This window comes from Aporhodopirellula rubra, from assembly GCF_014192335.1.
Classification (GTDB): domain Bacteria; phylum Planctomycetota; class Planctomycetia; order Pirellulales; family Pirellulaceae; genus Rhodopirellula; species Rhodopirellula rubra.
In genome coordinates this window covers 63,650-78,490 of the sequence record NZ_JACHXU010000003.1, presented here as the reverse complement: position 1 = coordinate 78,490, position 14,841 = coordinate 63,650, and the positions used below count along the sequence as shown (strand labels likewise).

Sequence of the window (14,841 nt, the reverse complement as noted above, 5' to 3'; positions counted from 1 at the left end):
CAAAGATCCACAAACCCCGACAACGAAATTTGATTCACGTCCGTGGCATCGATTCGTTTTTCCGAACCCCCGATGGCGTGACAGGGTTGGGCACCCAGCGATAGATCAACGGTACCGTTATGATTGCTCCCAACCCGGCTAGGGCCATGTCCTTCTGTGCGTCCCACATGTCACCCTGTTGACCGTTATACGACTCCGCCATCTCAGGTGAAAACGTCATTCCGATTTGCCACTCGAGAATCTCGTACCCCGCTCCGATCGCCAACACACACGCCACCGATAGAAACGCAGCGGAAGCCGGCGAAACATGACAATACGATTGCAAGAAATTCGAGATTGGCGGCAGACCGAGAACTCCTGACGCAAAGTGAACCATTCGGTCGTAGTGGTTTCGCTGCCAACCGAACGTCTCGGTCAACGTGTGCCCGGTCAGCATTTGAAACATGTCATCGTAAGGAACGTACGAATAAATCCACCGAGCTCCGATGAGATGCAGCCAAAGAAACGCGAGACAACACCCCAGTGCAACATCCGATGGCTGATATCGCTTCGCTGCAATCACGAGCAACACAACGCCGATCACAGTCGGAACGTGCTGAAGCAACAACTCGTTCGGATAAGGTGCGGCGACGAACGACAACGGAATCGCCAACGCCGTCAAACCGATCAATATGAATCGCAAGGACATCGATCGCTCTCCTACAAACCGGCCCCGTGTGCAAACAGACTTCCCGAACAGCACCGCACCTCACACACGTAGACGCGTACCGGAGAACGTTACACTCACCTTCAAAACGCTTCGATCAGGATGGTCTCGATCACCGCGCTAACGCCCGCGTTGATTCTCACGCGAGTCATGCGTCATACCTACGAGCGAAACGTTTTCTCTCGCCGCCACAACATCACACCTTCCAATACCATCCAAAACTGCAACGCCAACACCGCGAGTGCGAAACAGACCAAAACCCAATCGCCTGCCGGCCACCAGTTCTCCACGAGGTCAAACGTCATTGCCCATGCCGGCATCAACAGCATCATGAACATCGGGATCGCCAAAAACGCAATCGGGCGACTCCGACGTGCGAGGTAAAACACCGCCACCATCAACGCGAGACCGGCGAGCAATTGATTCGTCGCCCCAAACAGCGGCCACAACAACAAACCACCTTTCCCGGGTGCATCACCCGCGAAGATCGCAATCAACAACGCCACCGTGACCGCGATCCCCGTCGCAACGAATTTATTCGCTCCCAACGTGAATCCCGCCGACGTGAACAACTCACTGAGTACATAACGTTGCAAACGAGTCGCCGTATCGAGCGTCGTAGCGGCGAAACAGGCGACCATCACGGCCATGATCGCCACACCCATTTTCAACGGAACGCCGATCGACGACAAAAAGTTGGCCCCACCATCGATGAACGCGCCTAACTTTTTATCGAGCCCCTGTTTTCGCCATCCACCGCTTTGGTCGGCCTGCGTGGCTGCTTCTCCAGACTCGCCCGCCCCAACCTCCGCCGAGGCCGCAACCGTTCGTCCGGTCCGGTAATAGGACCGCCATGACGCCGAACCATCCGTTGCACTGGAGGAAGCCATTGTGGAATCACGCGTGATCACGGTCTCGCCGTCCACCACGGTGCGTTCCAACCGCCCCATCCCGACTCCGGCGCAGCACGCCAAAATCACCAACACCGCTAACATTCCCTCACCGAGCATCGACCCGTAGCCGACCAGTTGAGCGTCCGTAGCGACCCGCAATTGCTTGCTCGTCGTCCCACTGCTGACCATACAATGAAAACCACTACACGCGCCGCAGGCGATCGTGATGAAGAGAAACGGGAAGATCGGAGGGGCATCGGCCGGTATCTCCGACGCGATCGCGGGTGCCGACGCAATCAAATCGGCGTCGCCACTGAACGACGCCACGCCCAATCCGACGACGAGCAAAACCAACGCCACCAACAACTGCAGACTGTTGATGAAATCTCGCGGTTGCAACAACAACCAAACCGGCAATACCGAGGCCACAAACGCATACGCGAGCAACAAACCGGTCCAAACCACCACCGGCGTCGCGTACGTGCTGCCCGTCGGCAGAACGTCAGCAATATCAAGCGGCAAACGATACGCGCCGAGATACACCGTCAGGTACAAAACGCCGAGCCCGAGCAAACAGGGAACGACCAAATTCTTGCCACGACGGATCACGAAATATCCGATCACGATCGCGACCGGCATCGCCGTCCAAACGCTTAACACCGACTCGGGATACAGTTTGAATATGATCGCGATCACCAGCCCAAAGACTGCCAACACGATCGAAAGCGCCATCGCCAGCACGATAAGAAACAACAATTTCGCGCGAGGTGAAATCAGATGTCCGGCCGCCTGCCCCACCGATTCTCCGCGGTTGCGAATCGAGATCACCAGGGCCGCGAGATCGTGCACACCTCCGACAAGAATCGAACCAAAGATCACCCACAACAAAGCCGGCAACCAACCCCAGAACACCGCCAACGCAGGTCCCACAATCGGCCCCGTTCCCGCGATACTCGTGAAGTGGTGCCCCAACACGACGCTGCGGTCCGTCGGCACAAAGTCAACGTCATCACGCTGAACCACGCTCGGCATCGGCTCATCGTCCGCCAAAGCGAATAATTTCTTCGCTAAAAAACGGCCATAGGTGTGATACGCAATGACAAAACCAATCATCGATGCGATCGCAACAAACAGTGTGCTCATAGACTCTCTTCAGAAAATCAAGTGCCTGTAAAACCACTTACGGGCTCAGAAAACTCCCCAGGGACACGACAGATCGTATTCGCATCCGACTCGCCGAGATAGACGGTCGCCGTGTTTTCGATCCGTCCCAACGTGAGCACGTCGCCGCAACATCGGTCCGCTGCCGCATGCTAGAACAGTTCCCAGGAGGGAAACGGTGTCTGAACAACCGTTCCGTCGCCCGAACCGCTCTCTATACATTTTCCGTCAATCGACGCGACCACTTTCGAATGGGGTATCGAAGTGAATCCAACGTGAAATCAAACCACCTAAAACGGAATGTGTGCGGCATAAAAACAAACCGTCCCCAGTGGCATATCCGCACAGGGGATCGCACGACGGGAAACCGATCTTCCGCTAAGACCACACACAGGCACCCACAACGCCTGTGCAAGTTCGCTCACACCGGGCCGGTGACGTTCAGTGATGACATCAAATCGGCCGATTGTTACGTTGCACATACATCACGTCGATCACGATTCTTGGGCCCCCAAGACCCTCGCTGCGTGAATGTTTCGCGACAGACCCTGACTCGTTTGGACGCAATCGTAAAAGCAAGATGACCATCGAAAAATCGCTTCTCGAAGATTTACAAAAACGGCGTAGCGAGCGAATGCTCGGCGGGGGAGAAGAACGGATCAAAAAGGTCCACGCGAAAGGGGCTCTGACCGCTCGCGAACGCTTCGACCTGCTGTTTGAAGAAGGCACGTTCCAGGAATGGGGCATGCACGTCGAACACGCCTGCCATGACTTCGGCATGGAAAAGAAAACGCTGCCCGGTGACGGCGTCGTCACCGGCGTCGGCCAAGTCAACGGGCGGTCCGTTGCCGGATTCGCCCAAGACTTCACGATCGGCGGCGGAGCACTCGGACAACGACACGCGAAAAAGATTTGCGATGTGATGGACTATGCCTTGAATTGCGGGCTGCCTTTCGTCGCGATCAATGACTCCGGGGGTGCCCGAATTCAAGAAGGCGTCGACGCTTTGTCGGGCTACGGTCAAGTCTTCTATCGCAACGTCGCTTTATCAGGACTCGTTCCACAAATTGCCGTGATCGCGGGCTCCTGTGCCGGTGGAGCAGCCTACTCTCCCGCCTTGATGGACTTCCTGATCATGACCCGCGACAACGCGAGCATGTTCATCTGCGGTCCGCAGGTCATCAAAGCGGCAACCGGTGTCGAAACCACCATGGAAGAGATCGGCAGTGCCGCCGCCAATGCGGGGATCAGTGGCAATGTTCACTTCGTCGCCGACAACGATGCTCACGCGATCGAGTTGGTTCACGAATTGTTGTCGTACCTCCCGGCGAACAATCTCGACAACCCACCCCACATGCCTGCCGAAAACATCAACCTCGAACCCGATCCGGTCATGGACACCCTCGTCCCGGCGGACGCCAAGGGCATGATGGACATGATGCCGATCATTCAACGCGTCGTTGACGATGGGAAGTTCTTGGAAGTCCATCAACAGTTTGCACCGAATCTTCTCGTCGGGTTTGCTCGTGTCGATGGCATCGTTGTCGGTGTGATCGCCAACCAACCGAAAGTAAAAGCAGGAACGCTCGACATCGACGCGTCGGACAAGGGGGCCCGATTCATTCGGTTCTGCAACGCGTTCAACATTCCTCTCCTCACACTCGTCGACGTCCCCGGATTCTTACCGGGCGTGCAACAGGAACAGGGCGGCATCATCCGTCACGGTGCCAAGATGTTGTTCGCGTACTGTGCGGCCACCGTCCCCAAAATTACCGTCATCGTCCGCAAAGCATACGGTGGCTCTTACCTCGCGATGTGCAGCCGCGACATGGGTGCCGATGTGGTATTCGCATGGCCGACTGCGGAGATCGCGGTGATGGGCGCCGACGGCGCCGCCAACGTTTTATACCGACGCGAAATCGAAGCCGCCGAAGACAAATCCGCCAAACGCGCGGAACTGGTCAAGGAGTATCACGATCAATTCGCGTCACCTTATATGGCTGCATCTCGTGGTATGATCACCGACGTGATCGAGCCATCGACGACCCGCGCGAACGTTTCGCTAGCGCTCCGCAGCACATTAATGAAAAGCGAAACACGACCGCCTAAGAAACACGGTTTGATCCCGCTGTAACCGGCAACTCTCGACCCATCACGATAGAACCGTTAGACGCTTGAAAGCAAAAGTATGAAAAAGCTCAAAATCACCGTCGAAGGCAAGGCCTACGAAGTCACCGTCGAACGGATGGACGAACCCGGCGGCACCTCCTCACCGGCACCCTTGGCCGCCCCCGCACCGTCTCAACCGGCCGCTCCGGTGAAACGTGCTGACAGCAGCCCCCGACCGCCGATCAAAGCCGGTTCGATCACCAGCCCGATGGCGGGCGTTGTGCTGTCCGTCGATGTCACCGATGGCGAGGATGTCGAACAAGAACAACTGCTGCTCGTGCTCGAAGCGATGAAGATGGAAAACCAAATCATCGCCCCAGCACCCGCGAAGGTTGCCAAGGTTCACGTCAAAGCCGGTGAGTCCGTCGCCGAAGGTCAAGTGTTGGTGGAACTCGAATGAACATGGCGATGATTGCTGAAGCCGACACGTCTCGCTTCGCCCCGCTGTTCTTAGAGACCGGCATCCCGTTGGCGGTCATGGGCATGATCGTTGTATTCCTCGCACTGATCGTATTGATCACCATCATTAGCGCATTCCCATTCGCGATGGGTGTGCTCGAGAAAGTCTTTCCCGAATCCAACCACCACGCCGCCAAACCGAAACAGGCTCCCAAACCGACTCCCGCGGCCACCGACGATGGAACGATCCCCGGACACATTCTGGCGATCATTGCTGCCGCCGTTGCGGAAGCCGAACCTGGTCCGGTCCGAATCGTTCGGACCCGACAACTGACTACCTCGGAACTCGCGTGGACGCTCGAAGGGCGTATCCGGCATCACGCTTCCCACCGTCTGCAAACACGCAATCGATAATCGACTGCGAAGAGAAAATTGATGAACACCGAATTTTTGCTTTCCAAAGCCGGCGAGTTACTCAAGACGACTGCCTTCGGCAGCCTTGAACTCGGCAACGTGATCATGATCGTCGTTGGATTGATTTTTATCTTTCTGGCGATCGCGAAAGATTACGAACCACTGCTTCTCGTACCGATCGGATTTGGCGTCGTCGTCGGCAACATCCCCGCAGTTCCGGGAATGCCGTTGAGCGTTTACGACGAGGGCAGTGTGATGCAGTATCTCTACTTCGGGGTCGCCAAAGGTGTTTACCCGCCGTTGATATTCTTGGGCATCGGTGCGATGACGGACTTCTCCACGATGTTGTCCAACCCGAAACTGATTCTCCTCGGCGCAGCAGCCCAGATTGGCGTGTTCCTCACATTCCTCGGCGCACTCGTTCTCGGGTTCAGCCCTAATGAAGCCGGCGCGATCGGCATCATCGGTGGTGCGGACGGACCGACCGCCATTTTCCTCTCATCCAAACTCGCCCCCGACTTGCTCGGCGCCATCGCGATCGCGGCCTACTCCTACATGGCGTTGGTCCCCGTGATCCAACCGCCCATCATGACGCTGCTGACGACGAAAGCCGAACGCAAGATCCGCATGAAACCCTCACGACAAGTCTCCACGCGCGAACGGATCATCTTTCCCGTGATCGCATTCCTCGTCTGCACCATGCTCGCCCCCGGTGCGATTGTGCTGATCGGAATGCTGTTCTTCGGAAACCTGCTGAAAGAGTGCACCGTCACCGATCGACTCGCCGCCACCGCACGCTCCGGAATGATCGACATCGTCACCATCCTGCTGGGGTTCTGCGTGGGAGCGAGCACGAGTGCGTCACACTTCCTCACCCCCGCCTCGATCCTGATCTTCTGCTTGGGGGCGTTGGCCTTCGCCGTTGCGACCGCGAGTGGTGTTCTGTTCGCCAAGTTCATGAACCTGTTCTTGACCGAGAAAATCAACCCGCTGATCGGCGCCGCAGGCGTGTCGGCGGTTCCCGACTCAGCCCGCGTCGTGCAAATGGTCGGCCAACAGAACGATCCGCAGAACTTCCTCCTCATGCACGCGATGGCCCCCAACGTCGCCGGCGTGATCGGATCGGCAATCGCCGCCGGTGTCCTCTGGTCACAATTGGTGAAGTAAGCCGACCGTCGCTAGAACTGGCCCAACGCACTGATTGCATTGGGCATGCAGGCTCGTCGCATTGGGCAGGTTCGTCGCATTGGGCAGGCTCGTCGCATTAGGCACGCGGATTCGGCGACAACCAACGATCTCCACGGGCAATCAGCCCGCGTCGGCTTCTTCCGCCGACGCGATCGACGCTCGCACCTTTCCCAAAAGACGGATCAGCGATTTCAAGTCTTTCTGGGTCATCTTTCCCATCAGCCGCATTTCGAGCTGATCGAGCGGATCTCTCAACTCTTCGCACAACCGCCGCCCCTCCTCGGTGATGGCGATATAGACGACACGGCGATCCCTCTGGCATCGTCGGCGGACCACGAGATCGTGTTTTTCGAGCTGATCGACCAACGACGTGACCGCGGGAACAACCTGAATCATCCGTTCACCGATCTCACCGCACGTCAGCGGCCGATCCGCCAGATCCAGGTTTCTCAGCACATTGAAACGTGACAACGTCAGCCCGTGGGTGCGGAACAACCGGGACACCTTATTGTCGAGCTGGTCACCAACACGCAGCAGATTAAGGAGAGTTTCCTGCTCTAAGGAGGCGAACGGGACCGGTCGTTTGAGTTCCTCGCGAAGGTTCATTCCGTCAATCTTATCGCTAAGAGCTTGACCGGCAAGTATCTTATCAATAAAACATTTCCGCTCAAAATGAACCCGCCCCTGATTTCCAGTGTCAGTCTGGTTTTCAGAGCGTTTTCCATCCTGAACGTCCGTGTCCGTTACCCCGTTGCGGACGCCATCGCCACTTCGACATGTAGAGAAGTCACCTGCCACTTCCGCGTGATTTATCCAATGCGATCGAGCATGCCCGCGTCTTTTACACAACATTCAGTCACAGCCTTGAATACACCTCGCCCACGATTCACAACCTTCCTGAGTCTTGTGACGCTCCTGCTGATCGGCTGCGATCGCGGACAACAGGGCCCGCCGCCACGCCCACCCGTCACCGTCACTGTCGCAAAGCCGATCACCAAAAAGATCGTCGAGTGGGACTCCTACACCGGTCGTCTGGAACCGATCGAGTTTGTGGAAATTCGGGCCCGCGTCAGCGGCTACCTCAAATCGATTCACTTTGACGAAGGGCAAATCGTTAACGAAGGCGACCTGCTGTTTGTGATCGACCCGCGTCCCTTCCAGGCCGATTTGGATTCGGCAAAAGCCGCGATGAGCCAAGCCAAATCGCAACTTCAACAGGCAGAGGCTGGCATGGGTGAGGCCGAGGCTCAACGATTGCAAGCCGACGCTGGGGTGCAACTCGCCGACGCGAGAGTCAGACGGGCCCGAACCTTGATGCAGCGAAACGCGACCAGCGCCGAAGAACTCGACCAACGCGAAGCCGAATACCTCCAAGCCAAAGCCGATACGGAGGCCGCCCGTGCGGGAATCCGATCGGCGCAAGCCATGATCGAAACCGCCAAAGCCGCCATCGAAGCGGCCCAGGCAGGAATCGACACCGCACAACTGAACCTCGACTACGCACGTATCACATCGCCGATCACCGGTCGGATCAGCCGTGAATATGTCAACGAAGGGAACCTGATCAGCGGTGGAACCGCGTCACCCACCTTGCTGACCACCATCACTTCCGTCGATCCCATCTACTGCACGTTTGATGCAAACGAACAGGAAGTACTGAAGTACATCCGCTTGGCGGCATCGGGCGAGCGGCAAAGTTCTCGCGTTGCCAAGAACCCGGTCTTCCTCGGTCTCGTCGACGAGACCGGGTTTCCTCATACGGGACACATGGATTTCGTCGATAACCGATTCGACGTCGACACCGCGAGCATGCGTGCCCGCTGTATCCTGTCCAACGAAGACCAAGTGCTGCTGCCGGGTATGTTCGCCCGTGTTCGGATCCCCGGCAGTTCAGCGTACGAGGCGGTGTTGATTCCGGACTCCTCGATCGGCACCGACCAAGCGTCTCAGTTCGTTTACGTCGTCAACGATTCGGTCATCGAACGCCGCGCCGTGAAGGTAGGTCCGATCGTCGACGGACTACGGGTCGTTCGCAGTGGGCTGGTCGGTGATGAAACGCTCGTCACGGAAGGACTTTTGCAAGCTCGCCCGGAGATGGAAGTTAAAACGATCGAAGGCACCATCGAAGTCGTGGAAGACGGATTGCCCGACGACTACGAAAGCGTTCCGAGGAATGAATGGCTGACTCCTGATACCGGATCGAAATCCGGCACCGCAGTGGCACATCCGCCTGCGACGGGAGACTTTTCATGAAATTCCCACACTTCTTCATTGAACGACCGATCTTCGCGTCGGTGCTGTCGTTTCTGATCGTGCTCATCGGCGGGATCACGTATTTCAACCTACCGGTCTCGCAGTATCCCAACGTCGCACCGCCCACGATCCTAGTTCGCGCCAGCTATCCCGGGGCGACCCCGCAGGTCATCGCTGACACCGTCGCCACGCCGATCGAACAAGAAATGAACGGCGTCGACGACATGCTCTACATGGAATCTTCGTCCAGCGCCGATGGCACGATGCAGTTAACGGTGACGTTCAAATTGGGAACAGACCTCGACGACGCACAGGTTCTGGTGCAAAACCGAGTCGCCGTTGCGGAATCACGTCTACCGGAAGCTGTCCGTCAAATCGGTGTCACGACGACCAAGCAAATTCCTGACATGCTGATGGTCGTGCACTTGAAGTCTCCCGACGAAAGTCGCGACGGACTCTACATCAGTAACTTCGCATTTTTGCGTGTTCGTGATGCCCTGATGCGTCTCGACGGGGTCGGTGACATCCGTATCGCCGGTGGTAACGAATACGCGATGCGGATTTGGTTGGACATCGAAAAGATGACCCACGTTGACTTAACCGCAGGCGACGTTGTCGAAGCGATTCGCAGACAAAACGTGCAAGTCGCCGCGGGTGTGATCGGCCAACCACCGACCGACCAAACCGGCGATTTTCAACTCAACGTGACCACCCAAGGACGATTGGCCGATACCGAAGAGTTCGGTCAGATCATCGTCAAACGCGGCCAAGACGGACGCGTGACTCGGCTCGCCGACGTCGCGCGAGTTGAACTCGGTGCTCAAGACTACTCACGCTTGAGTTACCTCGACGGCAAACCGGCGATCGCGGTACTGATCTATCAACGTCCCGGAACCAACGCCGTCGATACCGCTGATGAAGTCAAACAAACGATGGCGGCGATGCGAACGGATTTCCCCGAAGGCGTCGATTATGAGATCGCCTACAATCCGACGGACTTCGTCGAGGAATCCATCAGCGAGGTGTTCTTCACGCTCTTGATCACGACACTGTTTGTGGTTTTGACGGTGTTCCTCTTTTTGCATCACTGGCGTCCCACGATCATCCCCGTTGTCGCGATTCCGATCTCCTTGATCGGTACTTTCGCAGTCATGCAGATGATCGGCGTGACGTTGAACACGCTCTCGCTCTTCGGACTCGTGCTGGCGATCGGGATTGTGGTCGATGATGCGATCGTGGTGGTCGAAAACGTCGAACGTCTCATCAACGAAGGTTTCTCGCCACGCGAAGCCGCTCACAAGGCGATGGATGAGGTCGGCTCTGCCCTGATCGCCACCACGTTGGTGCTGATCGCGGTGTTCGTACCGACGATTTTTATCCCGAGCATCAGCGGGCAATTCTATCAGCAGTTTGCGTTGACGATTTCGATCTCAACGGCGATCTCGACCTTCGTTTCGCTGACGCTGACGCCCGCGTTGTGTGCGTTGCTGTTGCAGGCTCCCGACACCGAAAAGGGCCGGTTCGGCAAACTGATCGACACTTTGTTCGGTTGGTTCTTTCGTTTGTTCAACCGAACGTTTGACCGCACCAGCAACTTCTATGCTGGCATCGTCGCCCGTTTGGTCCGCGGTTCGGCAATCGTCTTACTGCTTTATGGCGGACTGCTCGTGGCGACGGGATTCAGCTTCTCGCTGGTGCCGACGGGTTTCATTCCGGAACAGGACCAAGGCTATGTGATTGTCAGTATTCGTCTCCCCGATGGTGCCTCGCTCGCTCGCACGGACGAAGTAACGAAACAGGTTGCAAAGATCGGCAGCGAAATCGACGGCGTTGCTCACGCGGTCGGCATCGTCGGCCTGTCGGGTTCCACATTCACCATCAGCCCGAACGCGGCCGTCACGTTCCTGCCCCTTGAAGACGCTAAAGCACGCGCCACCCGAGGCCGTAGTGTTGAAGCCATCGTCGCCGAGATGCGTCAGAACGTTGCCGCCATCAACGAAGCTCAAATCTTCATCATTCCACCACCTCCGGTCCGCGGGATCGGACGAGGAGGCGGATTCAAGATGTACGTGCAAGACCGCAGCGGCGCGGGGTTGGATGTACTCAACCAAGTCACCGAAGACATGGTCGCCCAGGCGAACCAAGAACCCGGCATCGTTCAAGCGTTCACGAACTCGCGTATGAGCGTGCCACAGATCTACGCGGACGTCGATCGAACCAAGGCTCAAATGCTCGACATCCCAGTCAGTAATGTTTTCGAAGCCTTGCAGGTTTACCTAGGGTCGACCTACGTCAACGACTTCAACCTGCTCGGACGAACCTACCGGGTGACCGCTCAAGCCGAACCTGAATTCCGCGACGACGCGAGTGACATCTTGCGGCTGCGGACACGCAGTACCCGCGGGGCCAGTGTCTCGCTCGGTTCGGTCGTGACACTCAAACGAATCGCGGGACCAGACCGTTTGGTTCGATTCAATCTCTATCCCGCCGCCGACATCAACGGTTCGACATCTCCCGGATTCAGTACCGGTCAATCGCTGTCGAAGATGGAAGAGCTCGCCGCCACCAGTCTTCCGCCAGGGTTCGGATTCGAATGGACCGAAATCGCCTACCAGGAACGCCAAGCCGGTAACACGATCGTATTCCTGTTCCCACTGGCGGTTCTGTTCGTGTTCCTCGCACTCGCGGCCCAATACGAAAGTTGGCTGTTGCCACTCGCGATTATCTTGATCGTGCCGTTGTGCTTGCTCTTCGCATTGGTCGGTGTCTGGTTCCGAGGGATGGACAACAACATCCTCACGCAGATCGGTTTCATCGTGCTCATCGGGCTGGCGTGTAAGAATGCGATTTTGATCGTTGAATTTGCCAAGGCCGAAGAAGACAAAGGCAAGGACCGCTTCCAAGCCGCGATCGACGCGTGCCGGATGCGTTTGCGTCCCATCCTCATGACGGCGTTCTCGTTCATCCTCGGCGTGATTCCGTTGTTAGTCGCGACCGGTGCCGGTTTTGAGATGCGACGCGTGCTCGGAACCGCCGTCTTCAGCGGCATGTTGGGCGTGACGTTGTTCGGGCTGTTTTTGACTCCCGTCTTCTACGTTGTCCTTCGCCGCTTTGCGAAGCAACCCGCATTGGCAACCGACGCGGGCGTGACAATGACGTCGTCGAATTTGGAACCGTCCTCATCGTCCGCCACTCCGGCCTCCACAGGACGCACCATTCCGGCATCCGAGTTTCAGCAAAAGTACGATGACCGTCCGGCCTGGGACATTGGTAAACCACAACCGGTATTCGTCGACATTGCCGATCGCATCCAAGGAACCATTCTCGATGTCGGGTGTGGAACGGGGGAAAACTCACTGTTCTTTGCCGAACGCGGTCACACGGTCACGGGCGTGGATTTCCTCGCAGGTCCGATCGAAACAGCGAAACTCAAAAGCAGCGAGCGAGGTCTCGACGTTACCTTCGGGCAACACGACGCTCTCAAACTTTCGCAACTCAACGAGAAGTTCGACAACGTTCTCGACAGCGGACTACTGCACAGTTTTTCCGATGACGACCTTCAACAGTATGTCAATGAACTCACCGCAGTAACGCACGCAGGTTCCCAACTCTTCGTGCTGTGTTTCAGCGAACTCGAACCCGGCAGTAAGGGTCCACGAAAACTGAGTGAAGCGGCGATCCGAGAATTGTTCGCCGACAACTGGAAAATCGAATCGATGACCCGAACTCGATTCATCGTTCGACAAGACACGCAAGCCAACTACAGCGATGGCGGACCGCACGCATGGTTCTTCATCGCCGAACGGGTTTAATCGCGTACAGTGACGAGGCGGTACCCGCCTCAAACATTCCGAAAGATGACGTGCCGGTGCACGGTCGCCGGATTCGCCCCAACCGCGTCGCCGGAAACCGGACGACATCGGCTACATCATCCTAGGAATGCTCCGACGTTGCCCGAATAGGAATTGCCTGACATGTCCGCTCGAGATCTCGTATCGGTGGCACTCGCGAGTCTGTTCATCGCCTGTGTTTCGGCGCAGGCGATTGCCGACGACTCAAACGATTCCGGGAGGACATCGCGTTCTCTGCCTCCCGGCGAACTGAGCCGCGTCATCGAACTCGGTCGAGAGATCGTCGAAAACACCAAAGATCATCCGCTTTCGAAAGCCTACGTCGGCAATTCGCTCAACTGCACGTCGTGTCATCTGGATTCCGGAACGCATCCCGAGGCAGCCACCTTCCTCGGTGTCGCCGCCGCGTACCCCGCGTGGTCACCTCGAGAAGAACGCGTCATCACGCTTCAGGACCGAGCACTCAATTGTTTCATGAGAAGTGAGAACGGAATCCGCCCGCCCGTCGGCAGCGAAGTTGCGATCGCGATCACCGCTTACATTACTTGGTTGTCGACGGCCCAACCGATCCGCATGAATCCCGACAAACCGCTCGGCCCTCATCACGTACCGCCCTTGGAAGAGTCCATCGGTGACATCAACCGAGGCAAACCTATCTACGAAGACAACTGCGCGTCCTGCCATGGCGACAACGGTTTGGGCAGCGACGACGGGCCACCGGTTTGGGGCGAGGAATCGTACAACGACGGAGCCGGTTTGAGCCGAGTGCCCAAACTCGCCTCCTGGCTTAAAGTTGCAATGCCACTCGACGACGCATTGCTAACCCCACAAGAAGCCCACGACATCGCCGCCTACATCAACAGCCACGACCGCCCTAAATTCAATCTCCACGCACACCTCCCCCCCAAAAACCAAACAGGCGTCTTCAACGGCAAAACAAAGCAGTAGCACGCGGCGCGAACCCCGCTCAGCGTGCAAACACCGCCTCATTCACCAGGCCCGAAGGGCCGACACAACCAATGCCGGTGGTGCCAACCACCGGAATGCGCGGAATCACAACGCTAAACCGAACCTCGCAAATAGACGTTCAAGGCGCGGTCTATCGACGAGAGCAAGGCGATCTGGACGTTGTTGCGATGCGTTTTGAGAATGTACCAGATCACCACGAACAGACCGACGATCCAGAGGCTGCCGGCGATCCAGTTGAATCGGACTAATTCCAAGAGGTCGCTCAGATCGTCGCCCGTGTAGGTTCTGAGGAACGTCATCCAGATCGTGACCGTTCCCACGACGAGGACGACGATTCCAAACGGCGAGCGATCGAAGACTTTCCGAGGATGCCGGTCACCCGTCAGCCCCGCAATCTCCAACGCGACCAATTGCTGAAACTCGCGCAACTCAGATAGTTCATAGCGATCAAAGAAGCTCCAAAGCGTGACCATCGATTGTGCATCGTCATACAAAGCACTCTCAAACCTTTGATACATCGCGGGCTTGCCTTGGTCATCGACCGAATGTTCCTCAACCGCACCACGAATCAACTGGACCTGCGGATCGTCGGACGACACACGCGTTTTCTTCACATGGCGGCTCGCTTCATGCAGAAATTGCAAGAAGACTGCGATTCGCGAAGCTCGATCCATGGAATCCATTTGCATCCACGCGTTGGCGAAAGTGATGACTGATTGCGATACGATTAATTTAACGTATTGCATGCCAGTGTTGTTACCGTGGCAACACTCTCGCGAACTCATTCCGCGCGACGGTGACTCGCTCACCTTCGAACGGAGTCACCTCGTCCGCTTCA

11 protein-coding genes and 1 pseudogene are annotated in these 14,841 nt (G+C 57.0%); 8 read left to right on the top strand and 4 right to left on the bottom strand.

Going from position 1 to position 14,841, the window contains the following annotated elements; genetic code table 11:
* Positions 1–34: 34 nt before the first annotated feature.
* On the bottom strand, positions 35–688 hold the full coding sequence (locus tag FHS27_RS05045) for a DUF2238 domain-containing protein (RefSeq protein WP_184302588.1): 654 nt from the start codon (positions 686–688) through the stop codon (positions 35–37).
* Between the two features lie 179 nt (positions 689–867).
* Complete coding sequence (locus FHS27_RS05040; protein ID WP_184302585.1) at positions 868–2,742, bottom strand: carbon starvation CstA family protein; 1,875 nt, start codon at positions 2,740–2,742, stop codon at positions 868–870.
* A 598-nt stretch (positions 2,743–3,340) separates the two neighbouring features.
* Here FHS27_RS05040 and FHS27_RS05035 point away from each other — a divergent pair.
* The 4 genes from FHS27_RS05035 to FHS27_RS05020 are packed head-to-tail and all read left to right on the top strand — an operon-like array spanning position 3,341 to position 6,909.
* A complete protein-coding gene (locus FHS27_RS05035) occupies positions 3,341–4,894 on the top strand; it encodes an acyl-CoA carboxylase subunit beta (RefSeq protein ID WP_184302582.1) in 1,554 nt (517 codons plus the stop codon).
* 54 nt (positions 4,895–4,948) lie between these two features.
* Positions 4,949–5,329: a biotin/lipoyl-containing protein gene (locus FHS27_RS05030; protein WP_184302579.1), complete on the top strand. Its 381-nt coding sequence runs from the start codon at positions 4,949–4,951 to the stop codon at positions 5,327–5,329.
* Between the two features lie 8 nt (positions 5,330–5,337).
* Positions 5,338–5,742 carry an OadG family protein gene (locus FHS27_RS05025; protein WP_246419121.1) on the top strand — a complete coding sequence of 135 codons (405 nt, stop codon included), beginning with the start codon at positions 5,338–5,340 and terminating at the stop codon, positions 5,740–5,742.
* Between the two features lie 21 nt (positions 5,743–5,763).
* A complete protein-coding gene (locus tag FHS27_RS05020) occupies positions 5,764–6,909 on the top strand; it encodes a sodium ion-translocating decarboxylase subunit beta (protein WP_184302573.1) in 1,146 nt (381 codons plus the stop codon).
* A gap of 141 nt (positions 6,910–7,050) precedes the next feature.
* On the opposite strand, the gene FHS27_RS05015 is transcribed toward FHS27_RS05020, so the two are convergent.
* Complete coding sequence (locus tag FHS27_RS05015) at positions 7,051–7,536, bottom strand: MarR family winged helix-turn-helix transcriptional regulator (RefSeq protein WP_184302571.1); 486 nt, start codon at positions 7,534–7,536, stop codon at positions 7,051–7,053.
* Positions 7,537–7,794: 258 nt separating this feature from the next.
* Between FHS27_RS05015 and FHS27_RS05010 the strand changes: the two genes are divergently transcribed.
* From FHS27_RS05010 to FHS27_RS05000, 4 genes and pseudogenes are all read left to right on the top strand, one after another.
* Positions 7,795–9,183, top strand: coding sequence for an efflux RND transporter periplasmic adaptor subunit (locus FHS27_RS05010; RefSeq protein ID WP_246419120.1), 1,389 nt, complete (start codon positions 7,795–7,797; stop codon positions 9,181–9,183).
* Positions 9,180–12,293: pseudogene (locus tag FHS27_RS05005) on the top strand (efflux RND transporter permease subunit); the annotation flags it as partial. The gene FHS27_RS05010 and the pseudogene FHS27_RS05005, both read left to right, overlap by 4 nt.
* Before the next feature lie 42 nt (positions 12,294–12,335).
* Complete coding sequence (locus FHS27_RS31600) at positions 12,336–12,995, top strand: class I SAM-dependent methyltransferase (protein ID WP_246419177.1); 660 nt, start codon at positions 12,336–12,338, stop codon at positions 12,993–12,995.
* 162 nt (positions 12,996–13,157) lie between these two features.
* On the top strand, positions 13,158–13,982 hold the full coding sequence (locus tag FHS27_RS05000; RefSeq protein WP_184302565.1) for a c-type cytochrome: 825 nt from the start codon (positions 13,158–13,160) through the stop codon (positions 13,980–13,982).
* 113 nt (positions 13,983–14,095) lie between these two features.
* Here FHS27_RS05000 and FHS27_RS04995 read toward each other — a convergent pair whose 3' ends face one another.
* Positions 14,096–14,749 carry a hypothetical protein gene (locus FHS27_RS04995; protein WP_184302561.1) on the bottom strand — a complete coding sequence of 218 codons (654 nt, stop codon included), beginning with the start codon at positions 14,747–14,749 and terminating at the stop codon, positions 14,096–14,098.
* Positions 14,750–14,841 lie beyond the last annotated feature (92 nt).